We start from the raw sequence: 23,761 nt of genomic DNA on the forward strand, positions 1-23,761 counted from the left end.
GGGGTTCGCGGTTCAGGCGGACGGTCCGGACGGCCCGCCGAGGACCCGTTGGATCAGGGTGACCTCGTCGGCGCCACTGTCCGGCACGATGAAGTCGTCGAGTCGGCAGATCTCGTCCACCGCGCCGAGCACGTCGTCGGGCGAGGCCGGGGTGGGCCCGCCGTACCAGCCGGGGGTGACGCCCAGGAAGATCCGCCCGACCCGGCCGCCGCCCACGGTGAGGATGTGCCGGTTGAGCTGGCACTGCTCGGAGGCGAGGAAGGTCGCCACGGCGGCCACGTGCTGCGGGTCGAAGCGGTCGGTCAGCTCGCCGAGCAGGTTCTCGGTCATCCGGGTCGCGGCGGTCGGCGCGATCGCGTTGACCAGGATGCCCCGGCGGGCCCCCTCCAGGGCGAGCACGTTCATCAGCCCGATCAGGCCGGCCTTGGCCGCGCCGTAGTTGGCCTGGCCGAAGTTGCCGAACAGGCCGGACGACGAGCTGGTCAGCACGATCCGGCCGTAGCCCTGGGCGACCAGGTGCGGCCAGGCGGGCCGCAGCACGTGGAACGCCCCGGCCAGGTGCACGTCGAGCACCGCGCTGACGTCCTCGTCGGACATCTTGGCAAGCGTCCGGTCCCGCAGGATGCCGGCGTTGTGGATGACCGCGTCGAGCCGGCCGTACGTGTCGATGGCCCGGCCGACCAGGTCGGCACCCCCGGCGGCGGTGGCCACCGAGTCGGTCGAGGCGACGGCGGTGCCGCCGGCCGCGCGGATCTCGGCGACGACCTGTTGCGCCGCGCCCGAGGAACCGGAGCCGTCGACCGTCCCGCCGAGGTCGTTGACGACCACCGACGCGCCCCGCGCGGCGAGGGTCAGCGCGTGCGCCCGGCCGATGCCGTTGCCCGCGCCGGTGACGACGACGACCCGGCCGTCGAGGGTGACCCGGGCGCTCATCGCTCGTTCCCCAGGACCGCCACGAACGCGACACAGGAACCGGGCTGACCGCCGAGGTTCTGGGCCACCGCCAACCGGGCGTCGGGCACCTGCCGGGGACCGGCCTCCCCGCGCAGCTGGGTGAAGCACTCGAACATCATCCGCAGCCCGGTCGCGCCGATCGGGTGGCCGAACGACTTGAGCCCGCCGTCGGTGTTGACCGGCAACGCCCCGTCGGCGTCGTAACGGCCGTCGAGGATGTCCCGCCACGCCTTGCCGCGGGCGGAGAAGCCCAGGTCCTCCATCAGCACCACCTCCGTCGGGGTGAAACAGTCGTGCACCTCGGCCAGCGAGATCTGCGCCGCCGGGTCGGTCACCCCGGCCTGCTCGTACGCCTCACGGGCGGCGGTGACCACCTCGGGGAAGGTGGTGAAGTCGTAGCCGTCGGCGGCCAGCCCGGCCCCGGAGCCGGCGACGAAGCTCATCCCGCGCAGGTAGACCGGTTTGTCGGTGTACCGGTGGGCGTCCTCGGCCCGGACCAGGATCGCCGCCGCCGCGCCGTCGGAGACGCCCGAGCAGTCCATGACACCGAGCTGCCCGGCGATGCGCGGGGACCGCTCCACCGTCTCGGCGGTCACCGCCCTACGGAACTGGGCGCGGTCGTTGCGGGCGCCGTTGGCGTGGTTCTTCACCGCGACCCGGGTCATCGCGGCGCGCATCTGTCGCTCGTCGATCCCGTACGCCGCCTGGTAGGCGGGGGCGAGCAGGGAGAATCCGGCCGGGGCAGTCCAGTCGACGTCGGTGCCGTCGGCGGGTGGGAACACCGCCGACAGCCCGGAGTACGAGGAGTCCTTCAGCTTCTCCACCCCGGTCGCCATGACCATGTCGTACGCGCCGGAGGCGACGGCGAAGGCGGCGTTGCGGAACGCCTCCGAGCCGGTGGCGCAGTAGTTCTCCACCCGGGTCACCGGCTTGCCGGTCAGCCGCAGCGGGCGGGCGAGGGTCTGCCCGGACATGCCCGAGCCCTGGGTGCCGACCCAGAACGCGTCGACGTCGTCGAGGGTGACGTCGGGCAGCGACCCGACGCACTCCTGCACGGCGTCGACGAGCAGGTCGTCGGCGGAGGAGTTCCAGTGGTCCCGGAACGGGGTGCAGCCCATCGCGACGATCGCGACGTCGTGGGTGGTGCGCCTACTGGCCATCGGCGGTGTCCTTCCCTGGCGCGGCGTCGGCGGGTGCCGGGCGGAGCTTCCAGAAGTAGTTGTGGATCGAGTCGGTGGTCCAGAGCCGCCGGAACACGGGGTTCATCGCCATCCCCACCGCCACGTCGGCGGGTGCCACGTCGGTGGCGTACGCGCTGAGCCGGCCACCGCCGTCGACGTCGGCGACGACGATCGCGACCTCCGGTTCCGGCATGGTCGTCAGGTGGTCGCGGGTCACCGAGACCACCCGGGCGGTGCGGTCGCGCAGCGACACCGGGGCGCTGCCGGACCCGGCGGTGCCGCAGGAGGCGCAGACCCGCCCGGGGGGTGTGGTGACCCGGCCGCAGGCGTCGCAGCGGCTGCCCTCCAGCCGGTACTTCCAGCCGGCCCGGCGGTGCATGGGCGGGGCGGCCGGGGCCGGGGAGGCCGGTCGGGCCGGGCCCTGCACGTCGAGCAGCCCCCGCCAGCGCAGGTAGCGGCCGTAGCCGAGGCGCTGCCGGGCGGCGAGCTGGGCGCGGACCGTCGGCCCGCCCCGGGCGGCGCGGACCCCGTCGCCGACCCGCAGCACGAACGCGTCGGCACCCTCGGTGGCCGACAGCAGCAGGATGGTCTGCCCGGGTTCGGCCTCGTCGAGGGCGGCGGCGAGCAGCAGGCCGGGGTGGGCGACGCCGGTGAAGCCGGTGGCCCGTTCGACGGTCGCGTCCTGCCCGGTGCCGCCGAGCGCCTTGCGTAGCGCCGCCGCCGCACGCGGGTTCGACGACGACACGACGACCTCGTCGACGGCGTCGAGGGACGCCTGCGCCAGGGCCCGGCGGGCGGTGTCGAGGCCGGCGGCGACGAGGATCTCGGCGGTGAACCGTTCGTCCCAGACCCGGTCGTGCCGTTCGCCGGGCAGCCGCCAGCGGTCGAGCAGCTCGGTGGTGTGGCCGGCGCGGGCGAGGAGCACGGCGGCCCGGCCGCCGCCGGCGAACGCCGTGGCGGCGTCGCCCTGGGCCAGTTCGTCGGGGGCGCCGGGGCGGGTGGTGCGCACGTCGGCCAGGGCCGCCGTGGCGACGCCCCGCAGGACCAGGTCGAGGGCGGACGCGCCGGCCCGGTGGCCGCGCAGGTCGAGGGCGGTGACGCCGGGGTCGAGGCCCAGCGCCTCGTGGACCACCCCGGCGGACGTCTTCGTCTCGTACGGGGCGCTGGTGGTGGCCAGCAGCAGGTGCCGCCCGGCCGGGGTGTCGGCGGCGATGTGCCGCAGCGCCTCGACGGCCATGGTGACGGCGTCCTCGTCGTAGCCGGCGACGCTACGGGTGGGGCCGCCGGCACGGGCCGGCGCGGTCGGGTCGAGCCTGGTGTCGTCGAGCGCGTACGACGGGAGGTAGGCCGCGTAGGCGTCGATGCCGGGTTGCTCGGGCATGGGTCGCGGGTTCTCCTTCAGCTCCACGAGGGGATGGCGGCGAGCAGACGTCGGGTGTACTCCTGCTGCGGTCGGTCCAGCACGGTCAGGGCGTCGCCCTGTTCGACGACCCGCCCGCCGCTCATCACCGCGATCCGGTCGCACAGGTCGCTGGCGAGCATCAGGTCGTGGGTGACGAAGAGCAGGCCGATGCCGAGTTCGTCGACGAGGGTGCGGAACAGGTCGACGACCTTGGTCTGGGTGGTGACGTCCAGGGCCGTGGTGCACTCGTCGGCGATCACCAGCGCGGGGCGGGTGACGACGGCGAGCCCGATGGCGACCCGTTGCCGCAGGCCGCCGGAGAGCTGGTGCGGGTAGCTGGCCAGCACCCGGCCGGGGTCGTCGATGCGCATCTGGGCCAGCACCTCCACCGAGCGGCGTTCCACCTCGGCCCGGGTGATGTCCCGGACGTGCCGGCGCAGCACCTCGGCGAGCTGGGTGCGGACCTTCAGCAGCGGGTTCAGCGACCGCGACGCGTCCTGGAAGACCATGCCGACGGCGCTGCCCCGGACCCGCGCGGTGCGGTCGACGCCGGGGGCCACCACCTGCTCGTCGCCGACGGTGACGGTGCCCCGGTCGACCCGGACGTTGCGGTCGAGCAGCCCGACGACGGCGCGGGCCAGGGTGGTCTTGCCGCTGCCGGACTCGCCGACGACGCCGACGATCTGGCCCCGGCGGATCTCCAGGTCGACGTCGTCGAGCAGGGTCAGGTCGCCGGCGGCGAGCCGGGCGGTGATGGACAGTCCGGAGAGTGTCAGCAGGGCGCTCATCGCCGCCTCTTCCGTGGGTCGTGGTGGGTGAGCAGCGCGTCCCCGAGCAGGTTCACCAGCAGCACCAGGACGGTGATGGCGAGGCCGGGGAAGAAGGCGATCCACCAGGCCTGGCTCAGTTCGTCCTGGCCGGAGGCGAGCATCGAGCCCCAGCTGTTCATCGGCGGCACCACGCCCAGGCCGAGGAAGCTCAGCGCGCTCTCGACCAGGATCGCGGTGCCGACCTGGAGGGTGCCGAGCGCGACGATGGTGCCGGCGAGGTTGGGCAGGATGTGCCGGAAGACGATCCGGGGTTCGGACGCGCCGGCGGCGCGCAGGCCGACGACGAACTGGCGTTCCCGGATGGCCAGGGTCGCGGCGCGGGTGACCCGGGCGCACACCGCCCAGCCGGTGAGCGCCAACACCAGGAACAGCACCGGCAGCGAGCTGCCCCGGTTGGCGATGATGGCGAGGGCGACCAGGATGAACGGCAGGGCGAGCTGGGCGTCGATGAGGATCGAGATGACCCGGTCGACCCAGCCCCGGAAGTAGCCGGCCAGCAGGCCGAGCAGCGTGCCGGGGCCGATCGCGACGAGCGCGCCGACCAGGCCGATCACGATGGTCAGCCGGCCGGCGGAGACGAACTGGGTGAGCAGGTCCTGGCCGAGCTTGTCGGTGCCGAGGGGGTGCGCCCAACTGCCGCCGGACAGGAACGCGGGCGGCCGGCGGGTCGCGTCGAGGTCCTGGCCGCCGTCGGGCAGCAGCCCGGTCAGCGGCAGCACGAACACCGCGACGGCGGTCACCGCCAGCGGCAGGGCCAGCCAGAACACCGACGTACGCGCCCGGCGGCCGGCCCGGCGCGGTGGCGACACCGGGGCGGTGACCGGGTCGAGTTCGAGTTGGCTCATGCTCACCGCACCCTCGGGTCGACGATCGAGTGCAGGACGTCGACGAGCAGGTTCAGCAGCACGAACACCAGCGCGCCGAACACCACGATCGCCTGCACCAGCGGGAAGTCGCGGAACTGGATGGCCTGCAACGCGAGCTGGCCGAGACCGGGCCAGGAGTAGACGTACTCGACGGCGACCGCGCCGGAGAGCAGGATGCCGGTCTGGAGCACCACGATGGTGAGGATCGGCATCATCGCGTTGGTGAAGGCGTGCCGCCAGATCACCCGGCGGGTGCTGATGCCCCGGGCGCGGGCGGAGTCGATGTAGGGCTCGGACAGCGCGTCGCTCATCGAGGCGCGGGTGAGCCGGGCGATGTGCGCCATCGGATAGACCGACATGGTCAGCGCGGGCAGGATCAGGTGTCTCGGGCTGCCGGACTGGCCGGCGGGCAGCCAGCCGAGTTTGACGGCGAACAGCACCACCAGCATCATGCCGAACCAGAAGACCGGCACCGACTGGCCGAGCAGGGCGAGGGTGGAGGCCCCCCGGTCCCACCAGGTTCCCTCCCGGGTGGCCGCGAGCACCCCGAGCGGCACGCCGACCAGCAGGGCGAGTGCCATGCCCGCGCCGACCAGTTGCAGCGTGTACGGCAGCCGGTCGGCGATCATCGCGGTGTTCGACTGGTAGAACTGCAACGACTGGCCGAGGTCGCCGGTGAACACGCCCTTGAGGTAGTCGAGGTACTGCACGACGACGGGCAGGTCCAGGCCCAGCTCGTGGCGCAGCGCCTCGCGTTGCTCGGGTGGGGCCAACGGGCCGAGGATGGTGGCGGTCGGGTCGCCGGAGAGCCGGCCGAGCAGGAACGCCAGGCTGAGCGCGATGAGCAGCGAGGCGAACAGCGACGCGAGCCGGCCGCCGACGCGGCGTACGGTGCTGGCCTTCATCGGCGGGACCTCCAGCGCGCGCCGGGCATCGCGGCGAGCAGTTCGCGGGTGTAGTCGTTCTCGGGGGTGCCGAAGACCCGGTCGCAGGGTCCCGCCTCGACGACCCGGCCCCGGTACATGACGTGCACGACGTCGCAGAGCGAACGGACCACGGCCAGGTCGTGACTGATCATCAGCAACGCCGCGCCGGTGGTGGCCCGGATCTGGCGCAGCAATGCCAGCACGTCGGCCTGTACGGAGACGTCGAGGCCGGAGGTCGGCTCGTCGGCGACGATGAGGCGGGGACGCATGAGCAGCGCGCGGGCGATGCAGACCCGCTGCGCCTGGCCTCCGGAGAGCTGGTGGGGGTAGCGGTCGAGCAGGTCCGGGGCGAGCCGGACCCGGCCGAGCAGGTCGGCGTCGTCGATCCAGGAGGTCCGTTCGGGTTGCAGCGCCCGCAGTTCCCGCAGCCCGGAGCGGACCGATTGGCGGGGGTCGAGCGAGCCGTGCGGGTCCTGGAAGACCACCTGCACCTCGGGGCGCAGCCGGCGCAGTTGGGTGCGGCTGACCGCCGCGAGCGAGTGGCCGAGCAGCCGGATGTCGCCCCGGCCGCGCGGGCCGAGCCCGGTGGCGGCCATCGCGAGGGTGGTCTTGCCGGAGCCGGACTCGCCGACGACGGCGACGCTCTCGCCGGCCGCGATGCGCAGCGACACCTGGTCGACCGCGCGGAACAGCGTGCCGGTGCCGCCGTCGCGGTGCTCGACGACGAGGTCGGCGACCTCCAGCACGGGGGTGTCCGACTCCGGGGTGCGGGGGTGCCGGGCGAGGTCGCCCGGCACCCCCGTCTCCGCTGCCTCGGGCATCGTCAGCGGGTCGCCTTCGTGAAGTCCACGGTGTTTAGCGGGCCGAACACCACGCCGGAGACGCCGGGGCCGGTCGCGTAGTTGAACACCTGCCGGTACAGCGGCACGTAGCAGTGCTTCTGGACCACGCCGATCGTGTTGAGCTGCTCGTAGAGCGGGGCGGCCTGCTGGGCGTCGTTCTGTTCCAGCGCCTGCTGGGCCAGGGTGTCGATCTGCGGGTCGGGGCAGTTGCCGGTGATCGACTTCGTCTTCATGAAGCCGCTGACGAAGTAGTCCGGCACGGCGACGTTCGGCACCCCGGCGAAGATCGACAGGCCGGGCACCTGGCGGCCGACGATCCGCTTGACCAGCGTGCCGTAGTCCAGCGGCACGTAGCTGACCTTGAAACCGGCCTTCTCCAGGCTGCCACCGACGGCCTGGGACACCTCTTCGATGTTGGTGTACTGGGCAGCCGGGTAGGTGATCTGCACGGTCGGGGTCGCCCCGCCGAGGAGTTCCTTGGCCTTGGCGGCGTCGGCGGTCACGCTCTGCGTCGGCTGCTGACCGGGCTTGACGTTGAGCAGCCCGGCGTCGGCGACCGCCTGGCCGTCGAAGATGCCCTTGACGATGGCGTCGCGGTCGATGGCCAGGGCCGCCGCCTCGCGCAGCTTCGGGTCGTCGAACGGCGCCTTCGTGGAGTCGAGGAAGGCGATGATCTTCATGGCGGTCTCGGTGCTGACCACCTCGACCCCGGCGGACTTGGCGGCGCTGGCCTGGGCCGGCGGCAGGTCGAAGGAGACGTCCACGCTCTTGCTCTGGATCAGCGCGAGCCGCTGGGCGGCCTCGTTGGCCCAGGTGAAGGTGACGCCCTCGTTGGTCGCCTTGGTGCCCCAGTAGTCGGGGTTGCGCTTGACCGAGATGTCCCGGCCGGCGTTCGCGCCCGACCAGACGTACGGGCCGGTGCCGACGGGTGCGGCGGCGAAGCCCTCCGAGCCCTTCTCCTGGTAGTACTTCGGCGGCACCAGGTAGACGGTGGTGAGCAGGTCGGGGATGTCGTACTGCGGGGTCTTGGTCTTGACCACGACCGTGGTGGCGTCGGGCGCCTCGATCGCGGTGACGTTGCCGAAGTACGTCTTGAGCTGCGAGGCCGCGCTGTCGCGGGTGAGCGTGATGGTGTTGGCGACCGCCGCCGCGTCGGCCTTCTCGCCGTTGCTGAAGCTGATGTCGGGCCGGACCTTGAACGTCCAGGTCGTGGCGTCGGTACGGGTCCAGCTCGTGACCAGGCCGGTGTCGGTCGGCGCGAGGTCGCTACCGGTGTTGATCAGGGGTTCGAGCATCGTCGCCCAGACGATCTGGGCGGAGCGCGCGCCGACGATCGGGTCGAGGGTCGCCGGCTGGGCGGCCAGCAGCGCCCGGATGGGCGCGGTGCGGGACGAGCCGGTGTCGTCGGAATCGGAGCCGCCGCACCCGGTGAGGCCGGCGCTCGCGACGGTCAGCGCGGCTGCCAATGCCAGGAAGCGCCGGGAGCGCAGGGATTTCATGATCATCATGGGTGTCCTTCACTGCGATGGACCCGTCATGTCTCCGCGTGAGGCGGCGGTGACGTTCGCCACAAAGTACCGACCAGCCGGTATCAAGTCAACGGGTCGACCGGGTATCTCGCTCGTGACATTCGCGTGACAAAGGCCCGCCGGCCAGCACCGTTGTGTTCATACCGACCGGTTTGTATGATACCGCGGTGACCATCACCCTCACCCATGGGCACGACGGCCGCCTCGCCCGGATCCGCTACGACAACGCGGCGCGCGGCAACTGTTTCGACACCACGACGCTGCACCGGCTCGTCGACACCCTGGAGACCGCCGCCGGCGACGCGACCTGCGCGGTCATCCGCCTCGACATGGCCGGGCGGCACTTCTGCGCCGGCTGGGACACCTCCTCCTTCACCGCGCTGGCCGGGGCCACCCGGGAGGAGGTGGCTGCCGACCTGCGCGCCAGCGACACCGCGTTGCAGCGCATCCGCCGGCTCCCGGTGCCCGTCGTCGCCGCCGTGCGGGGACGGATCATCGGGTTCGGCGTCGGCCTGCTCAGCGCCGTACACCTGCCGGTCGCCGCCGCCGACGCCCGGCTGTCGCTGCCGGAGGCACGCTACGGCTTCGCCCCCGCCGGGGTCGGCCACACCATCGCCCGGTCGGTGCCCCGGCCGCACGCCTACCACCTGCTCACCGGGGTGGCGGAGGCGACCGCCGGGCAGCTGCGCGACTGGGGCCTGGTGGCCCGGGTGGTCCCCGACGACGAGCTGGACGGGGCCGTCGACGAGCTCGTCGACGCCCTGCTGGCCGTGCCGGGGGCGACCCTGCGGGCGGTGGTCGGCGTCGTCGAGTCGAGCCTGACCACCGGGACCGCCGACCAGGCGTACGACATCTCGGCCCGCACGATCGTCGCGGGCCCGGCCACCAGGGGGGCAACCGGATGAGACCACGATTCCAGCCCGGCGAGGCGGTCTGGGTGGAGCTGTGCACACCCGACCCGGCGCAGGCCGAGACCTTCTACGCCGCGCTGCTCGGCTGGACGGTCCGCGCCGAACGCCTCGGCGGCACCACCTACCGGATGTGCAGCATCGACGGGCGGGACGTCGCCGGGATCTCCGACGCCGCCGCCCTGCACGGCGACCGCCCCCGGGGCTGGCTCACCTACTTCGCCGTCGACGACATCGCCGCGTCCGCCCGGCAGGCGGTGGCGCTCGGCGGCGAGCTGGTCGCGCCGCCGCGCTACCTGCCGGCGGCGGGCACCGGCGCGGCGGTGATCGACCCGTTCGGCGCGGCCTTCGGCCTCTACCAGGGTGAGTCGCGCGTCGGCGTCCAGGCGGTCAACTCGGTCGGGGCGCTGTGCTGGAACGAGTTGGACACCGGTGAGCCGGCCGAGGCGGTGGCCTACTACCGCACACTGTTCGGCTACACCACCCAGCAGCGCGACGACTCGCCGACGGCCCGGCCCTACACCGTGCTGATGCTCGCCGACGTGCCGGTCGCCGGGGTACTCGAACTCGACAACGCCTGGCCGAACCCCATCCCGTCGACGTGGGTCACCTACTTCGCCGTCGCCTCCCTCGACGACGCGCTGGCCCGGGTGACCGCCCTGGGCGGCAAGCCGACCGTCGGGCCGGTCGACACCCCCCACGGACGGCTGCACCTGGTGAAGGACCCGGGTGGGCACACCCTGTGCCTGATCCAGCTCGACACCGGGCTGCGTCCCGACCACGACTCCTGCGACCCGGCGGTGACCCGATGATGGCCGAGCCCCTGTTCGACTCCGCCGAGTTCCGTCAGGTGTGCGGGCACTTCCCCACCGGTGTGACGGCGGTGACCGCGGTGACCGCCGGGGGCGCCGTCGCCGCGCTGACCGTGAACTCGTTCACCTCGGTCTCGCTGCACCCGGCGAAGGTGCTGTTCTGCGTCACCAGTTTCTCGTCGAGCTTCCCGGTGCTGATGGACGCCCACCGGATCGCCGTGCACATCCTCAGCCAGGACCAGGAGGACGTGGCCCGGCGGTTCGCCACCTCCGGGCTGTCCGGGGAGCAACGGCTCGACGGGGTGTCCTGGGTGCCCGGCCCCGACGGCGTCCCGCTGCTGCCCGACACCCCGGCGATCCTGGCCGGACGACGCGACGAGGTGATCACCAGCGGCGACCACGTGATCGTCCTGATCGACGTCGACCGGGTCCACCTGAAGCCCACCGACGTGCCGGCGCTGTCGTTCTACCGGGGCCGGTTCGTCGCGCCGTCGCGCACGATGACCGAGTGACCGCCGGCCGCCGGGCCGGGTGACCGCCGGCCCGGCGTCGGCCCTGGTTCGGCCGACGCCGGGCGGGTCGGGCGACGCTCCCTGAGGTCAGGCGTAGTAGCGGAAAACGATCTCCGCCACGCAGCAGGGCTGCGACGTGTCGGCGAACTCCACCGCCACCGACGCCGTGGCCTGTACCCCGGGGGTGGCCTGCGGGCCGGGCGCGGTGATCGCGGTGGCCGCGACGAGGGTCGCGGTGCCCTGGATCTCGACCCCCGGCGGCAGCGGCCTGACGAACCGGACCCGGTCGAGGCCGTAGTTGACCCCCATCGAGAAGGTCCGCACCTCCAGGATGTCGGCGAGCAGCCGGGGGACGAGGGCCAGGGTGAGGAACCCGTGCACGACGGTACCGCCGAACGGCCCGGACCGGGCACGTTCGACGTCGACGTGGATCCACTGGTGGTCCCCGGTGACGTCGGCGAACTGGTCGACCTGCCGCTGGGTCACCACCTGCGGCGCGCTGACGCCCAGCTCCGTGCCGACCAGCCCCAGCAGGTCGGTCGGGGTGTCGACGGTGGTCCGTCTCATGGTGCGCATCGGGGGTGCTCCGTTCCGGGTGGTGGGTGCAGGGGGTCGGGTCGGGTGGGTGCCCCGGGGGCGTGACGGTCGGGCGGGGACGCGGTGCCGGCACTGGCCGCCGCCTGGGCCGTGACGTGCGCGGCGAGCGTCTCCCACTCCCGGTCCCAGTCCGCCTCGGCCACCGGCGGGCGGGCGACGGTGAGCATCCGGCGGACCGCCGCCGGGTCGCGGGCCGCGACCGCTGCGGCCAGCGCGTCGACGTGCCCGACGAGACGGTCGTCGGCGACGGCGGCGCTGACCAGTCCCCGGCGTACCGATTCCTCGGCCGACCAGGTCTCCCCCGTGATCAGCAGGCGTCGGGCGAGCGCCGGGCCGACGGCGAGGGGCAGCAGCACGCTGGACCCCCAGCCGGGGACCTGACCGGCGGCGAGGTGCCGGTCGCCGATCCGGGCACCGTCGGCGGCGACCGCGATGTCGCAGCCGAGCAGCAGTTCGAGGCCGCCGCCGAAGGCCGCCCCGTTGACCGCGGCGACGGTGGGCACCGGGGCCGCCCGGAGGGCGCGGACCAGGCGGCGGCCCCGGTCGAGGTGTGCCAGCAGCGCGGGCAGGTCACCGAGCAGGGCGGTGGCCTCGGCGAGGTCGGCCCCGGCGCAGAAGCTGCGGCCGGTGCCGGTGAGCACGAGCACGCGTACGCCCGGGTCGGTCGCGGCGGCCAGCCACCGTTCGAGACCGGTCAGCACGGTACTGTCGCAGGCGTTGCCGGACCCGGGCCGGTCGATGCGCGCCCAGAGTGCGGTCCCGCGCCGGGTCAGCACCACGGAGGTCACGTCAGGCTCACGCAGAGCTTGCCGAACGCGGTGCCGGCCAGCATCCGGGCCGCCTGGATCCGGATGTCGGCGAGGTCGACGACGCTGTCGACGACGGGTCGGAGCCGGTGGGTGTCGACGAACCCGACCAGCGCCACGAACTCTTCGAGGGTGCCCATGGTCGCGCCGTGCACGCTGATCTCCCGGGCGAACAGGCGTGGCAGGTCCAGCTCGGCGGTGAAGCCGCTGGTGCCGCCGCAGACCACGATGGTGCCGCCGGCCCGGGTGCAGCGGGTCGAATGGGCGAAGGTGGCCGCGCCGACGGTCTCCACGACGATGTCGGCGAGTTCCGGGGTCCGTGCGTCGCTGTCCAGGGCGACGGCTGCGCCGAGGGCGAGCGCCCGTTCCCGTTTGGCCGCCGACCGGGAGGTGACCATCACGGTTGCGCCGGCCGCCACGGCGAGGCTGATCGCGGCGGTCGCCACCCCGCCACCCGCGCCCTGCACCAGCACGGTCCGCCCGGGGCCGACGGCCGCCCGGCTGAACAGCATCCGGTACGCGGTGAGCCAGGCGGTCGGCAGGCTGGCGGCCTCGGCCCAGCTCAGTCCGGCGGGTTTGGCGACGAGGTGCGCCGCCGGGACGACGATCCGTTCGGCGAGCACGCCGTGGCCGGCGTCGGGCAGCAGGGTGGCATGCGGGACGGTCCGACCGTCGGGCGCGGTGGGCAGCACCGGGTAGACGATCACCTCGCGGCCCGCGGCGACGCCTGCCGCGTCGCTGCCGATGACCCGGGGCCCGTCGGGCCCGGTGGTGCCGATGCCGCGCAGCGTCCACAGGTCGTGCATGTTCAGCGCGCCGGCCCGGACGTCGACGTCGACCCAGCCGGGGGGTGCCGTCGGGGCGGCGAGGTCGCCGACGTGCAGCGCGCCGACCGGGTCGGCGGCGCTGGGGGTACGGACGTGGGCGGCTCTCACCGGGCCGCCGATCCGGCCGGTTCGGTGGGCCCGTTCCAGAACGCCACGTCGGCGAGGTCGGCGCGGGCGGCGGGGCGGAAGTCCAGGCCCCGGGTGTAGGCGACCGGGACGAGGGTGACCGGTCGCCAGTCGTCGGGCAGGCCGAGCACCTCGCGTACCCGGGTGGCCCGGTGGGCCAGGGCGGTGGCCAGTACCGAGCCGAGGCCCCGGGAGCGCAGGGCGAGCTGGAACGACCAGGCGAACGGGAAGATCGACCCGTAGTAACCGGAGGCGGTGCCGCCGACGGGTCGCTGCGGGACCGGTTTGGTGCTGCACAGCACGACCAGGACGGGCACCTGCGCCAGGTGGTCGACGAGGTGCTTGACGGCGGCGAGGACCCGCTGCTGCCGGGCCTGGGCGCGGGGGTCGGCCCGGACGCCTGGCGACAACCGGGTGGTGGTGGCCGCCTCGCCGTCGGCCAGCGGGCGGGCGACCGTGTCGTGCCAGATCTCGGTGTACAGGGTGGACAGTTCCCGCTTGAGTGCCGGGTCGTCGACCGCGACGATCCGCCAGTCCTCCAGGTTGGAGCCCATCGGCGCCTGCTGCGCGAGGCGCAGGCACTCCTCGACGACGGCGCGGCCGACGGGCCGGTCGAAGTCCAGCCGGTGACGCACCGCGCGGGTGGTGGTCAGCACCTCGTCGATGTCGGTGATCACTGCTCCGGTCATCGGTGGTCCTCTCCGGTGAGGCGGTCGACGGGCTTGTCCCGGTAGGGCAACGGGGTGCCCCACCGGTCGAGGTAGCTGACGCCGTGCACGGGCCGACGGGCCGCGACCCTGAAGTCGGTGCCGATGGTGTACGCGACCGGCAGCATGGTGATCTGCACCGCGCCGTCGGGGATGCCGAGCAGCGTGGCGACGGCGGCGGCGTGGTGCAGGTGCAGGGTGGTGATGACGGTGCCGAGTCCGCGCGCCCGCAGCGCCAGGTTGAACTGCCAGATCGCCGGATAGAGCGATCCGTAGAGGGCAGAGTTGGTGCCGGGGCCTCCGGTGGCCGGGTCGGGCCGGGTGGCGCACGGGATGACCAGGTACGGGGCCCGCCCGATGTGCCGCGCGAGGTGCTCGGCCCCGGCGAGGATGCGGGCGGTGCGGGCGCTGACCGTGCCGTCCGCGTCGACGCCGCCGAGGCGGCCCCGGACCAGGTCGTTCCCGGTGCCCGCCGCGCTGTGCAGCGGTTCGTGCACGTGGGTGCGGTAGGCGGAGTGGTAGAGCGTCGCCAGTTCGGCCTTGAGCGCCGGGTCGCCGACGACGAGCCAGCGCCAGTCCTCGGCGCCGCCTCCGGTGGGCGCCTGGACGGCGAGTTGGAGGCACTCGCCGACGAGGTCGAGGGGCACCGGACGGTCGTAGTCGAGGCGCAGCCGGACCGACCGGGTGGTGGTCAGCACGTGGTTGAGGTCGGTGAACGGCAGGGTCATCGGTCGGCCTCCGGGGCGACGCCCATCAGGTCGGTGACGTGCAGGGTGTCGCAGTACTCGCGGACCTCGGCGATGCCGCCGGGTCGGACGTCGACGATCCAGAGGTAGCGGTTCTGGTAGCGGGCGCCGTCGCCGAGGACGGCGTGTCCGTGGGCCTCGACGGCGACCAGGGTGTCGTCGACTATCCACCGGTCGGCGGTGACCGCGATCCCGGGGGACGCGTAGGCGCCGCCGGCCAGTCGGGCCCGCATGGCGGCGAGTTTCCCGCTCATCGCGACCCGCCCGTGCAACGGGCCGTTGGCGTCGAGGTCGCCCCGGCCGTGGTGCCGGCCGAGGTCGCGGCGGCGGCCGGAGTCGGTCCACCAGGTGGCGTCGGCGGTGAACAGCGCGCCGAAGGCGTCGAGGTCGCCCCGGGCGAGGGCCGGCCACATCGCCAGCGCGGTCGCCAGCGCCGGGGGCGCGTCGACCGGGTCGGGCGGGTCGTGGCGCGGGGGGTCGTGGTGCGGGGGGTCGTCGAGGCTGCTGCGGGGTACGGGCGCGTCGTCGCCCACGACGTGCTGCGCGTGGGCGGTGTCGAGGTACTCCCGCACGGCGACGATCGCGCCGGTCGGGTCCACGTCGACGACGAAGCCGTAGCGGTTGGCGTACTCGCGTCCGCTGGCGTGGACGCCGTACCCCTCGACCTCGATGACGCAGGTGTCGTCCCCGGCGACGATCCGCCGGGGGATCTGCCGGCAGCCGGTGGGGAACGCGTGCGGGCCGAGGGACCGCATCAGCGCCAGTTTGTCGTCCATCCGCATGCGGCCGTGCAGGGGGAAACGTCCGCTGCCGTGTGGGGCGAGCGCCGGGTCGCCGCCGCGACGGTCCGGGCCGGTGTCCACCCACCAGGTCGCGTCGGGGGCGCACAACCGGGCGAGGCCACCGAGGCTGCCCCGGTCGAGCGCGGAGACGAAGTCCATGCCTGCCCGGACCGCGCGGGTCATCCGGCCTCCCACATTCCGACTGGTGGGTATCTAACACCCCCGGCCCGGACAACTCAAGGGGTGCCCAACATACCGACCGGATGGTATTTTGCTGGCCGGCGGTTTGACGAGGGGGTCTGTGGTGTTCGAGGCGTACCGGTTGCCCGAGGAGCACGACGCGGTCCGCGAGGCGGTCCGCGAGGTCTGTGCCGCCAAGGTGGCCCCGCACGCGGCCGAGGCCGACGAGACGGGGGAGTTCCCCAAGTCCTCGTACGACGCCCTGCGGGCCGCCGACTTCCACGCCCCGCACATCCCCGTCGAGTACGGCGGGGCCGGCGCGGACGCCTTGGCCACCGCGATCGTCATCGAGGAGGTCGCCCGCGCCTGCGCCTCGACGGCCCTCATCCCCGCCGGCAACAAGCTCGGCACGATGCCCCTGCTGCTGGCCGGGTCCGAGGAACTCCGACGGCGCTATCTGACGCCGGTGGCGGCGGGTGAGGCGATGTTCTCGTACTGCCTGTCCGAGCCCGAGGCCGGCAGCGACGCGGCGTCCATGACCACCCGGGCCGTCCGGGACGGGGACCACTGGGTCCTCAACGGGGTGAAACGGTGGATCACCAACGCCGGGGTGTCGGAGTTCTACACCGTGTTCGCCGTCACCGACCCGGCCGCCCGGTCCCGGGGGATCTCCGCGTTCGTCGTCGAGAAGTCCGACCCCGGGGTCAGCTTCGGCGCGCCGGAGAAGAAACTCGGCATCAAGGGCTCCCCCACCCGGGAGGTCTACCTCGACAACGTCCGCATCCCCGCCGACCGGATCATCGGCGAGCCCGGCACCGGCTTCGGCACCGCGATGCGCACCCTGGACCACACCCGCGTCACCATCGCCGCCCAGGCCGTCGGCATCGCCCAGGGCGCCCTCGACTACGCCAAGGGCTACGTCCGCGAACGCAAGCAGTTCGGCAAACCGGTCGCCGAGTTCCAGGGCATCCAGTTCATGCTCGCCGACATGGGCATGAAGCTGGAGGCGGCCCGGCAGCTCACCTACGCGGCGGCCGGCAAGTCTGAGCGCGGCGACGCGGATCTGACCTACTTCGGCGCGGCGGCCAAGTGCTTCGCCTCCGACGCCGCCATGGAGATCACCACCGACGCGGTGCAGTTGCTCGGCGGGTACGGCTACACCCGGGACTACCCGGTCGAACGCATGATGCGCGACGCCAAGATCACCCAAATCTACGAAGGCACCAACCAGGTCCAACGCATCGTCATGGCCCGCCAACTCCTCAAGGACTGACGGGCGGGGCGAGGGCCCCGGCGGCGCTCAGGCGGTCAGGCCCTCCAGCACCATCGCACTGAACTGGCGGGCCACCTCGTCGACGCTGAGCGGTCCGCCGACGTTGAGCCACTGGTAGGCCCAGGCGCACATGCCGACCAGCCCGAAGGTGGCGATCCGCGGGTCGACGTCCGCGCGGAACGCCCCCCGGGCGACCCCGTCGGCGATCATCCCGGCGAACGCCGCCTCCACCAGGCCCCGCTTGCGGGTCACCTCGGCGAACAGGTCACCGGAGAGGTAGCGCCGCTCCTGGTAGAAGATCGTCACGTGGGCCCGGTACTCGGCCACGCTGGTCAGGCTGAACCGGATCAGCTCGCGTACCCGCACGGTCGGGTCGTCGCTGTCGGCCTCGATCTTCTGGATCGCGGCGAGCTGCGCCTCCAGGTACTCCTCCTGGATGTGCCGCAGCAGGTCGTCCTTGCTGGCGAAGTGGTGGTAGAAGGCGCCCTTGGTGAGCTGCGCCTGGTCGGCGATCTCCTGCACCGAGGTGCGGTCGAAGCCCCGTTGCTCGATCAGCCCCAACGCACTGGTGATCAGCGAGTTGCGGGTGTTCTCCGGGTCGTACCCGTCGGGCCAGCGTTGCCGGCGTCGGGTCGACTCCGGGCGGGACGTCGCACGCGCCATCAATGGCCTCCCTGTCCGCGATACAGCCAGACAATGCTACCGTCCGGTCGGAAGGAAACGAAGGGAGCCACCCCGATCGATCCGCCCGAGAAGTGTCGCGCACCCTCGACCCGGGGGGAAGCCCCTACGCCGGCACCGGGCGTACGCGGGACGGACTCAGCGCGGGGCGTCGCCCGCCCGGCCCCGACCCGGCCCGGCGGTGCGGTGGCCGACGCGGGGCGCGCGTACCACCGGGGAGGTCGCCGCACCGGGGCGGAACTGCCGGGCCGCGTCCGCGACCAGCTCCTCCGGGTCGTCGGTGAGCGCCTGCCGCAGGTGCGCCGGGACGAGTTCCGACGTCGCCACCGCCATCCGCACCTGCGCCGACCGGTCCTCCACCAGCGGACGCAGGTCTGCCTCGTCGAGCGCGACGGCGGACACCAGCGCGGCGCGGACGTCCGGCACCGGGTCCTGGGCGAGCGCGCGACGGTGCTCGGCGGTGGTCCGCGGATTGCGCGCCAGCCCCTTGCGTACCCGGGCCGTGCGGTCGGCCAGCAGCGTGGTCATCACGTCGGAGTCGTGGGTGTGCGCGGCGAGGCGCTCCCGCACCTCGGGAGAGACGTCGTCGACCAGCCGCGCGGCCAGCTCCGGCTCCAGGTCACGCGACTCGGCGAGCAGGCCCCGCAGTTCCTTGTCGGCGGTCTGCGCCATCGCCCGGCGTACCGACGCGTCGCAGGCCGGGTTGCCGGCGACCGCCCAGCGGACCCACCGGTCGGCGTCCCTGACCAGGCGCAGCAGATTGGCGATCGAGGTGGCGGGGTTACGTGCCACGGCCTCCCGTACCTCGCGGTCACGGTCCCGGGTGAGCGGACGCAACGCCTGCGCGGGCGCGTCGGCCCGGGCGGCGACCGCCCGCCGGACCACCGGCGACGGGTCGGCGGCCAGGTCGATCAGCGTCAGGTGGGTGGTGCCCGGGTCCTGCGCGAGGCGGAGCCGGGCCTCGGCGTCGCCGTCCATCGCCGCGGGCGGGCGGTCACCCGCCCCGTCGTGACGGTCGGACCGGTCGACATCCTGCTGCTTCCCCATGGGCGTCATCATGTCACGGGCCGGACGGGCCGCCGCGGGGCCGACCGAGCCGGCGCGGTCATGCCGTACGGGCCGGCGGCACGCTCATCCGCCGCCGGGGGTGACCAGGCCGGACTCGTAGGCGACGATCACGAGTTGGGCGCGGTCACGGGCATGGAGCTTGACCATCGCCCGGTTGATGTGGGTCTTCGCGGTCGACGGGCTGATCACCAGCCGGTCGGCGATCTGGGTGGTGGACAGGCCCTGCGCGACCAGGGCGACCGTCTCGCGCTCCCGACAGGTCAGCCCCGCCAGTGCGACGCCGGCGGCGACCCGCGGGCGCGCGGAGACGTACCTGTCGATGAGCCGGCGGGTGATCGACGGCGCGAGCAGGGCGTCACCACGGGCGGCTACCCGGACGGCGTGCAGAAGGTCCTCCGGCACGATGTCCTTGACCAGGAACCCGGCCGCCCCGGCACGCAGCGCGTCGACGACGTACTCGTCCAGGCCGTAGTTGGTCAGGATGACGACGCGTACCCCGGCCAGGGTCGGGTCCGCAGCGATGCGCCGGGTGGTCTCGATGCCGTCCATGACCGGCATCTGGATGTCGAGCAGCGCGATGTCCGGCCGGTGCCGCCGGGCCAGCGTCAGCGCCGCGACGCCGTCGGCGGCCTCCCCCACCACCTCGATGTCGTCCTCGATGTCGAGCAACGCGCGGAAGCCGCTGCGCAGGAGCGGCTGGTCGTCGACGAGCAGCACCCGGATCACGGGGTGCCACCCGTGGGGAGTTCGACGTGGACGGTGAAACCGCCGCCGCGGCGCGGGCCGACGCGCAGCCGACCACCGAGGGCGGCAACCCGTTCGCGCATGCCGAGCAGCCCGACGCCGGGGGTGGGCGCGCCGGACGGGAGGGCGGTGCCGTCGTCGTCGACCCGGATGGCGAGCGCGTCGCGCCGGTAGTCGATCCGGATCGACGCGGTGGTGGCGGCGGCATGCCGGTTGACGTTGGTGAGCGACTCCTGGACGATCCGGTACGCCGTCGCACCGACCGCCGCCGGAACGTCGTGCCGGTCACCCCCGATGGTCAGGGTCGTGTCCAGACCCGCCGCGCGGGCCCGACGCACCAACTCCGGGACGTGGTCGAGGCCGGGCTGGGTGGTTTCCCCGTCGTCCCGTAACGCCTCCAGGGTCGCCCGCAGCTCCCGGGTCGCCTCCCGGCCGGCCGCCCGGATCGCCAGCAGCGCCTCCGGCACGTCCTCGCCGCGCCGCTGGGCCAGATGCACGGCCACCTCGGCCTGCACGGTGATGACCGAGATCTGGTGGGTGAGCGAGTCGTGCAGCTCACGGGCGATGTGCAGCCGTTCCTCGTCGGCGCGCCGCCGCGCGGTCTCCTCCCGGCTCCGCTCGGCCTCGTCCGCCCGCCGCTCGGCCTGCCGCAGCGCCTCTCCCGCCGCGCCGGCGGCGACCAGCCAGGCCAGTTCGAGCACACCCCGGGCCCGGGTGAGCGCAGCGCCCAGGGCCAGTTCCTGCGGCGGGCCGAGAGCAACCAGCGGCAGTGCCACCAGCACCGCCACCACCGCCACCACCGTGGCCGTGCGGTGTCCCGCCCGGACGGCGGCGTACACCGCGAACAGGAAGGCGACGGCGGGCACGTCGAGACCGACCGCCTGGCAGCCCACCGCGCACCCGCCGGTGCCGACCAGCACGGCGACCGGGGCATGCCGGCGGGCGGCGAGCGCCAGACCGCCGGCCGCCAGCAGGGCGTAGCCGACCGGACCGGGCCCCGGATTCCCGGCCACCCCGGCGAGCAGCAGCACCACCGCCACCCCGCCGGCGATCGCCCAGTCGCGGACACCGCAGCGTGCTGTGCTCATGGGCGCACCCTAACCGGCTGCCACCGGGGGGCGACTCCTACCGACGGACGACCGGCGGATACCACGGACGCGGTAGGCGTACCGCGTCGGCGGCGGCCGGGTACGCCACGGCGGCAGTACGCACTGTCCACGTTCGCCGGACGACGGTCGCCGCGCCCGCCGCCATGATCGGGGAGACCGACGCGTGGGGGCACGCGTCGCGGACAGGAGGAGCATCATGCGTCCAGCAGGCATTTCCCGGTCGTCCCGACTGGTGTCGACGGTGGTCGCCGCCGTCGTTCTCGGCGCGACGGGGTTCGCCGCCCCGGCCTCGGCGCACCTGTCGGCGCAGCGGGACGCGGTCGGTGTCACCACCATGAGCGTCGGGCGGCTCGGGGCGACGGTCGCCGTGCTGCTGGGGCTCGCCGGGGTGGTCGTCGGAGGGTTGGCGCTGCGCCGGCCGACCGGTGCCGGGCGGCGCGGCGGCGTGCCGGCCGTGACGGCGGGGGTGGTCGGGATGGCCCTGGGTGGGCTGGTGGTGGCCTCCGCGGACGGTGGCGTCGGCACCGGCAACGGACGCGGCGGCGGCTACGTCGCCCTGGTGGTGGGGCTGCTCGCCGCCGGGCTGGGTGCGCTGGCGCTGGCCCGTCGACGCCGGGTGGGGTGAGCCGGCCGGGCCGGCGCTCGCGCGGGGTCCGGGCCGCGCCCGCCACGGCCGGCCGCGGATGCGCCGGTCGGCCGTGGCGGGCGGCGGGGTCACCGGGCCAGCGCGACCGCGCGGGGCACGATGCCCCCGGCGTCGAAGGCCGGCGGCAGACCGAGGTCACGGTCGATGACCAGCCACAGCCGGATCAGGTCCCGCTTGCGTTCCGGCTCCGGGTGGTCCTGGTAGTCGGTGCGCGCGTGCATGATGGTGTAGTTGTTGAGGAACTGGATGTCGCCGGGGGCGAAGTTCATGTTGAGCACGAACCCGTCGGAGTTGTCGAGTTCGTCGAGCAGGTCCATCGCCTCGATCTGGGCGGGGGTCAGGTCGGGCACGCCCTCGCCCCGGGGGGCCGACTCGATGTACGCGCGGCCGTAGTGCGCGAACAGCTTGCCGTCGTCGTTGCGGCCGAAGATCGGGCACTGGAAGAAGCTCTCCGGGCCGTTGCCCGAGCGGCGGTCGTGCCACCAGTCGGCGTACAGCACCTCGGCCAGGTCGGGTCGGCGGCGGACGATCTCGTCGTGGACCGCGACCGCGCTGACGATCGTGCTGACCCCGCCGGACATGGCGGGGCGGATGCACAGCAGCGCCACCACGTCGGAGGAGTCGGCGTGGTAGTCGAGCCGGGCGCTGGTCTGGAAGCCGCGCACCAGCGGGTCGTTACGGTCGACGCCCTGGTCCCGGATGTGGATGAGCAGGTCGTCCTCGGTCTTCTGGTGGATCGGGATGCCCACGTGCAGCCCGATGCCCCAGTACATCAGCTCGGCCTGCCGTTCGGTCAGCCGCTCGACCGGCACCCCGCGCACCAGCACGAAGCCGCGACCGTCGACCAGTTCGTCGACCACGCCCGCGAGCACCGGGGCGAGCGTGGGCAGCACGAAGTTCTCCTTCGTGACGTCCCGCAGGCCGACGTCGGGCCGGTCCACCGCCGCCAGGGCGGCCATGAGTTCGGCGACGTGCGCGTCGGTCAGTTCGATCTTCCACTCCGGACTGTCCACGATGTCCGGCCCCCGCCATGCCGCGGGGCCACCCACGATCTCGACCACATCAGATCCTTTCCTCGATGACTGTTCAGGACATCCGCGCGTAGGCGGGCAGGGTGAGGAACTCGACGAACTCGTCGGCCAGGCTCACCTCGACGAGGAGGTCCCGGGCGGCGGCGTAGCCGGCGGCGTCGAACGCCGGTCCCCGGGCGGCGGCGATCGTGGCGGTCTCCTCGTCGATCACCTGCTCGACCAGGTTTCGGGTGACCGGCCGCCCGTCGGCCAGGACGACGTCGTTGTGCACCCACTGCCACACCTGGGAGCGGGCGATCTCGGCGGTGGCGGCGTCCTCCATCAGGTTGAAGATCGCAACCGCGCCCAGGCCGCCGAGCCAGGCCGCGAGGTACTGGAGGGCGGCGCTGACGTTGTTGCGCAGGCCGGCCTCGGTGACCTGCCCGCCGGCCGACCGGACGTCGAGCAGCGCGGCGGCGTCGACCGTGACGTCGTCGCGGGTGCGGTCGAGCTGGTGCGGCGCGTCGGCCAGGAAGCCGTCGAAGACTTCCCGGCACAGCGGGACGAGGTCCGGGTGCGCCACCCACGACCCGTCGAACCCGATCGTCGCCTCGCGGGTCTTGTCCTCGCGGACCCTGGCCAGGGCGGTGGCGTTGACCTGGTCGTCGCGGCGGCTGGGGATGAAGGCCGCCATGCCGCCGATGGCGTGGGCGCCGCGCCGGTGGCAGGTCCGCACCAGCAGTTCGCAGTACGCCTGCATGAACGGCGCGGTCATGGTGACCGAGTTGCGGTCGGGCAGGACGAAGTCGGTGCCCCGGTTGCGGTGCTTCTTGATGATGCTGAACAGGTAGTCCCACCGGCCGGCGTTCAGCCCGGCCGAGTGCTCCCGCAGCTCGTAGAGGATCTCGTCCATCTCGAACGCGGCCGGGATCGTCTCGATCAGCACGGTGGCCCGGATGGTGCCCTGCGCGATGCCGCGTTCGCGCTGGGCCCAGACGAAGATGTCGTTCCACAGTCGGGCTTCCCGGTGGCTCTCCAGTTTGGGCAGGTAGAAGTAGGGGCCCCGGCCGGCGTCGAGCTGCCGCCGGGCGCAGTGGAAGAAGTAGAGCCCGAAGTCGACGAGCGCGCCGGCCACCGGTTGCCCGTCGACGTGCAGGTGCTTCTCGTCCAGATGCCATCCCCGGGGCCGTACGACGATGGTCGCGGGGTCGTCGCCGAGGGCGTAGGACCTGCCGTCGGGGGTGCCGAAGTCGATGGTGCGGTCCAGCGCGTCGACGAGGTTGACCTGACCTGAGATGACGTTCTCCCAGGTGGGGGTGATGGCGTCCTCGAAGTCGGCGAGCCAGACCTTGGCGCCGGAGTTCAGCGCGTTGATCGTCATCTTGCGGTCGGTGGGGCCGGTGATCTCGACGCGACGGTCCACCAGGCCGGGGGCCGGGGGCGCGACCCGCCAGTCCGCGTCGCGCACGTGCGCGGTCTCGGGGAGGAAGTCGAGCACGGCCCCGGCGTCCAGTTCGGCCTGTCGGGCGACGCGCAGCGCGATGAGTTCGTCGCGTCGGGCCCCGAAGCGGCGGTGCAGTCCGGCGAGGAAGGCCACCGCCTCCGGGGTGAGAATCCGGTCGGATCCCGGCACGGCCCGACCGGTGATCGTCACGTCCACGTCCTGCTGGTTGGTCACGGCTGAACCTCGCTGTTCG

Annotated in this window: 25 protein-coding genes; 5 read left to right on the forward strand and 20 right to left on the reverse strand. The window is 73.5% G+C overall.

From position 1 onward, the window contains the following. Window positions 1–12 precede the first annotated feature (12 nt). From JQX11_RS20310 to JQX11_RS20345, 8 genes are read right to left on the reverse strand one after another with little or no spacing between them, the layout of a single operon-like run. The gene (locus JQX11_RS20310; RefSeq protein WP_204926547.1) at window positions 13–933 is read right to left on the reverse strand and encodes an SDR family NAD(P)-dependent oxidoreductase; all 921 of its coding nucleotides are present in this window, start codon (window positions 931–933) and stop codon (window positions 13–15) included. Beyond that, window positions 930–2,114: an acetyl-CoA acetyltransferase gene (locus JQX11_RS20315; protein ID WP_204926548.1), complete on the reverse strand. Its 1,185-nt coding sequence runs from the start codon at window positions 2,112–2,114 to the stop codon at window positions 930–932. Before JQX11_RS20315 ends, JQX11_RS20310 begins: the two co-directional genes overlap by 4 nt. Next, complete coding sequence (locus JQX11_RS20320; RefSeq protein ID WP_204926549.1) at window positions 2,104–3,516, reverse strand: zinc ribbon domain-containing protein; 1,413 nt, start codon at window positions 3,514–3,516, stop codon at window positions 2,104–2,106. The genes JQX11_RS20315 and JQX11_RS20320 overlap by 11 nt, the downstream gene beginning before the upstream one ends. Before the next feature lie 17 nt (window positions 3,517–3,533). Then, the gene (locus JQX11_RS20325) at window positions 3,534–4,325 is read right to left on the reverse strand and encodes an ABC transporter ATP-binding protein (protein WP_204926550.1); all 792 of its coding nucleotides are present in this window, start codon (window positions 4,323–4,325) and stop codon (window positions 3,534–3,536) included. Next, on the reverse strand, window positions 4,322–5,212 hold the full coding sequence (locus tag JQX11_RS20330) for an ABC transporter permease (RefSeq protein ID WP_204926551.1): 891 nt from the start codon (window positions 5,210–5,212) through the stop codon (window positions 4,322–4,324). Before JQX11_RS20330 ends, JQX11_RS20325 begins: the two co-directional genes overlap by 4 nt. Before the next feature lie 2 nt (window positions 5,213–5,214). Further along, window positions 5,215–6,138 (reverse strand): ABC transporter permease, encoded by a 924-nt coding sequence (locus JQX11_RS20335; RefSeq protein ID WP_204926552.1) that lies wholly within the window; start codon window positions 6,136–6,138, stop codon window positions 5,215–5,217. Continuing rightward, the gene (locus JQX11_RS20340) at window positions 6,135–6,980 is read right to left on the reverse strand and encodes an ABC transporter ATP-binding protein (RefSeq protein ID WP_204926553.1); all 846 of its coding nucleotides are present in this window, start codon (window positions 6,978–6,980) and stop codon (window positions 6,135–6,137) included. Before JQX11_RS20340 ends, JQX11_RS20335 begins: the two co-directional genes overlap by 4 nt. 2 nt (window positions 6,981–6,982) lie before the next feature. After that, on the reverse strand, window positions 6,983–8,506 hold the full coding sequence (locus tag JQX11_RS20345; RefSeq protein ID WP_204926554.1) for an ABC transporter substrate-binding protein: 1,524 nt from the start codon (window positions 8,504–8,506) through the stop codon (window positions 6,983–6,985). Between the two features lie 191 nt (window positions 8,507–8,697). On the opposite strand from JQX11_RS20345, the gene JQX11_RS20350 reads away from it, so the two are divergent. The 3 genes from JQX11_RS20350 to JQX11_RS20360 are packed head-to-tail and all read left to right on the forward strand — an operon-like array spanning window position 8,698 to window position 10,762. Beyond that, the gene (locus tag JQX11_RS20350; protein ID WP_204926555.1) at window positions 8,698–9,435 is read left to right on the forward strand and encodes an enoyl-CoA hydratase/isomerase family protein; all 738 of its coding nucleotides are present in this window, start codon (window positions 8,698–8,700) and stop codon (window positions 9,433–9,435) included. After that, window positions 9,432–10,250: a VOC family protein gene (locus JQX11_RS20355; RefSeq protein WP_204926556.1), complete on the forward strand. Its 819-nt coding sequence runs from the start codon at window positions 9,432–9,434 to the stop codon at window positions 10,248–10,250. The genes JQX11_RS20350 and JQX11_RS20355 overlap by 4 nt, the downstream gene beginning before the upstream one ends. Then, window positions 10,247–10,762, forward strand: coding sequence for a flavin reductase family protein (locus JQX11_RS20360; RefSeq protein WP_204926557.1), 516 nt, complete (start codon window positions 10,247–10,249; stop codon window positions 10,760–10,762). The genes JQX11_RS20355 and JQX11_RS20360 overlap by 4 nt, the downstream gene beginning before the upstream one ends. Window positions 10,763–10,849: 87 nt before the next feature. Here the strand turns inward: JQX11_RS20360 and JQX11_RS20365 are convergent, their stop codons facing one another. Genes JQX11_RS20365 through JQX11_RS20390 form a run of 6 tightly spaced genes read right to left on the reverse strand, consistent with a single transcriptional unit; the run spans window position 10,850 to window position 15,536 of the window. Beyond that, window positions 10,850–11,338, reverse strand: a complete 489-nt coding sequence (locus tag JQX11_RS20365; protein ID WP_232378252.1) for a MaoC family dehydratase — start codon at window positions 11,336–11,338, stop codon at window positions 10,850–10,852. Then, entirely contained in the window at window positions 11,326–12,147 is an 822-nt protein-coding gene (locus tag JQX11_RS20370) for an enoyl-CoA hydratase/isomerase family protein (RefSeq protein WP_204926558.1), read from the reverse strand. Before JQX11_RS20370 ends, JQX11_RS20365 begins: the two co-directional genes overlap by 13 nt. Further along, complete coding sequence (locus JQX11_RS20375; protein ID WP_204926559.1) at window positions 12,144–13,100, reverse strand: zinc-binding dehydrogenase; 957 nt, start codon at window positions 13,098–13,100, stop codon at window positions 12,144–12,146. The genes JQX11_RS20370 and JQX11_RS20375 overlap by 4 nt, the downstream gene beginning before the upstream one ends. After that, window positions 13,097–13,807 (reverse strand): nitroreductase family protein, encoded by a 711-nt coding sequence (locus JQX11_RS20380; protein ID WP_204926560.1) that lies wholly within the window; start codon window positions 13,805–13,807, stop codon window positions 13,097–13,099. The genes JQX11_RS20375 and JQX11_RS20380 overlap by 4 nt, the downstream gene beginning before the upstream one ends. Continuing rightward, window positions 13,804–14,553 (reverse strand): nitroreductase family protein, encoded by a 750-nt coding sequence (locus JQX11_RS20385; RefSeq protein WP_204926561.1) that lies wholly within the window; start codon window positions 14,551–14,553, stop codon window positions 13,804–13,806. Before JQX11_RS20385 ends, JQX11_RS20380 begins: the two co-directional genes overlap by 4 nt. Next, complete coding sequence (locus JQX11_RS20390) at window positions 14,550–15,536, reverse strand: nuclear transport factor 2 family protein (RefSeq protein ID WP_204926562.1); 987 nt, start codon at window positions 15,534–15,536, stop codon at window positions 14,550–14,552. The genes JQX11_RS20385 and JQX11_RS20390 overlap by 4 nt, the downstream gene beginning before the upstream one ends. A gap of 121 nt (window positions 15,537–15,657) precedes the next feature. Here JQX11_RS20390 and JQX11_RS20395 point away from each other — a divergent pair, with 121 nt between their 5' ends. Beyond that, the gene (locus JQX11_RS20395) at window positions 15,658–16,806 is read left to right on the forward strand and encodes an acyl-CoA dehydrogenase family protein (protein WP_307826288.1); all 1,149 of its coding nucleotides are present in this window, start codon (window positions 15,658–15,660) and stop codon (window positions 16,804–16,806) included. A 27-nt stretch (window positions 16,807–16,833) separates the two neighbouring features. Here the strand turns inward: JQX11_RS20395 and JQX11_RS20400 are convergent, their stop codons facing one another. From JQX11_RS20400 to JQX11_RS20415, 4 genes are all read right to left on the reverse strand, one after another. Next, window positions 16,834–17,469, reverse strand: coding sequence for a TetR/AcrR family transcriptional regulator (locus JQX11_RS20400; protein ID WP_204926564.1), 636 nt, complete (start codon window positions 17,467–17,469; stop codon window positions 16,834–16,836). Between the two features lie 156 nt (window positions 17,470–17,625). After that, entirely contained in the window at window positions 17,626–18,534 is a 909-nt protein-coding gene (locus tag JQX11_RS20405; protein WP_204926565.1) for a hypothetical protein, read from the reverse strand. An 84-nt stretch (window positions 18,535–18,618) separates the two neighbouring features. Further along, a complete protein-coding gene (locus tag JQX11_RS20410; protein ID WP_204926566.1) occupies window positions 18,619–19,281 on the reverse strand; it encodes a response regulator in 663 nt (220 codons plus the stop codon). Then, window positions 19,278–20,387, reverse strand: coding sequence for a sensor histidine kinase (locus JQX11_RS20415; RefSeq protein WP_204926567.1), 1,110 nt, complete (start codon window positions 20,385–20,387; stop codon window positions 19,278–19,280). Before JQX11_RS20415 ends, JQX11_RS20410 begins: the two co-directional genes overlap by 4 nt. Before the next feature lie 217 nt (window positions 20,388–20,604). Here JQX11_RS20415 and JQX11_RS20420 point away from each other — a divergent pair, with 217 nt between their 5' ends. Further along, window positions 20,605–21,033, forward strand: coding sequence for a DUF6223 family protein (locus JQX11_RS20420; RefSeq protein ID WP_204926568.1), 429 nt, complete (start codon window positions 20,605–20,607; stop codon window positions 21,031–21,033). A gap of 89 nt (window positions 21,034–21,122) precedes the next feature. On the opposite strand, the gene JQX11_RS20425 is transcribed toward JQX11_RS20420, so the two are convergent. Together JQX11_RS20425 and aceB are read right to left on the reverse strand one after the other, a co-directional pair. Then, a complete protein-coding gene (locus JQX11_RS20425) occupies window positions 21,123–22,115 on the reverse strand; it encodes a TauD/TfdA family dioxygenase (protein WP_204926569.1) in 993 nt (330 codons plus the stop codon). A 25-nt stretch (window positions 22,116–22,140) separates the two neighbouring features. Further along, a complete protein-coding gene (aceB, locus tag JQX11_RS20430; RefSeq protein WP_372444616.1) occupies window positions 22,141–23,742 on the reverse strand; it encodes a malate synthase A in 1,602 nt (533 codons plus the stop codon). Between the last annotated feature and the right edge of the window lie 19 nt (window positions 23,743–23,761).

This window comes from Micromonospora humida (assembly GCF_016901255.1).
Lineage (GTDB): Bacteria > Actinomycetota > Actinomycetes > Mycobacteriales > Micromonosporaceae > Micromonospora > Micromonospora wenchangensis.

Bases quoted from the DNA above. Each gene is read 5' to 3' on its own strand.
- JQX11_RS20405 (WP_204926565.1), bottom strand. From the start codon at position 18,534: ATGGGGAAGCAGCAGGATGTCGACCGGTCCGACCGTCACGACGGGGCG.
- JQX11_RS20345 (WP_204926554.1), bottom strand. From the start codon at position 8,506: ATGATCATGAAATCCCTGCGCTCCCGGCGCTTCCTGGCATTGGCAGCC.
- JQX11_RS20415 (WP_204926567.1), bottom strand. From the start codon at position 20,387: ATGAGCACAGCACGCTGCGGTGTCCGCGACTGGGCGATCGCCGGCGGG.
- JQX11_RS20390 (WP_204926562.1), bottom strand. From the start codon at position 15,536: ATGACCCGCGCGGTCCGGGCAGGCATGGACTTCGTCTCCGCGCTCGAC.
- JQX11_RS20330 (WP_204926551.1), bottom strand. From the start codon at position 5,212: ATGAGCCAACTCGAACTCGACCCGGTCACCGCCCCGGTGTCGCCACCG.
- JQX11_RS20310 (WP_204926547.1), bottom strand. From the start codon at position 933: ATGAGCGCCCGGGTCACCCTCGACGGCCGGGTCGTCGTCGTCACCGGC.
- JQX11_RS20380 (WP_204926560.1), bottom strand. From the start codon at position 13,807: ATGACCGGAGCAGTGATCACCGACATCGACGAGGTGCTGACCACCACC.
- JQX11_RS20355 (WP_204926556.1), top strand. From the start codon at position 9,432: ATGAGACCACGATTCCAGCCCGGCGAGGCGGTCTGGGTGGAGCTGTGC.
- JQX11_RS20400 (WP_204926564.1), bottom strand. From the start codon at position 17,469: ATGGCGCGTGCGACGTCCCGCCCGGAGTCGACCCGACGCCGGCAACGC.
- JQX11_RS20315 (WP_204926548.1), bottom strand. From the start codon at position 2,114: ATGGCCAGTAGGCGCACCACCCACGACGTCGCGATCGTCGCGATGGGC.
- JQX11_RS20365 (WP_232378252.1), bottom strand. From the start codon at position 11,338: ATGCGCACCATGAGACGGACCACCGTCGACACCCCGACCGACCTGCTG.
- JQX11_RS20385 (WP_204926561.1), bottom strand. From the start codon at position 14,553: ATGACCCTGCCGTTCACCGACCTCAACCACGTGCTGACCACCACCCGG.
- JQX11_RS20335 (WP_204926552.1), bottom strand. From the start codon at position 6,138: ATGAAGGCCAGCACCGTACGCCGCGTCGGCGGCCGGCTCGCGTCGCTG.
- JQX11_RS20360 (WP_204926557.1), top strand. From the start codon at position 10,247: ATGATGGCCGAGCCCCTGTTCGACTCCGCCGAGTTCCGTCAGGTGTGC.
- JQX11_RS20325 (WP_204926550.1), bottom strand. From the start codon at position 4,325: ATGAGCGCCCTGCTGACACTCTCCGGACTGTCCATCACCGCCCGGCTC.
- JQX11_RS20420 (WP_204926568.1), top strand. From the start codon at position 20,605: ATGCGTCCAGCAGGCATTTCCCGGTCGTCCCGACTGGTGTCGACGGTG.
- JQX11_RS20320 (WP_204926549.1), bottom strand. From the start codon at position 3,516: ATGCCCGAGCAACCCGGCATCGACGCCTACGCGGCCTACCTCCCGTCG.
- JQX11_RS20340 (WP_204926553.1), bottom strand. From the start codon at position 6,980: ATGCCCGAGGCAGCGGAGACGGGGGTGCCGGGCGACCTCGCCCGGCAC.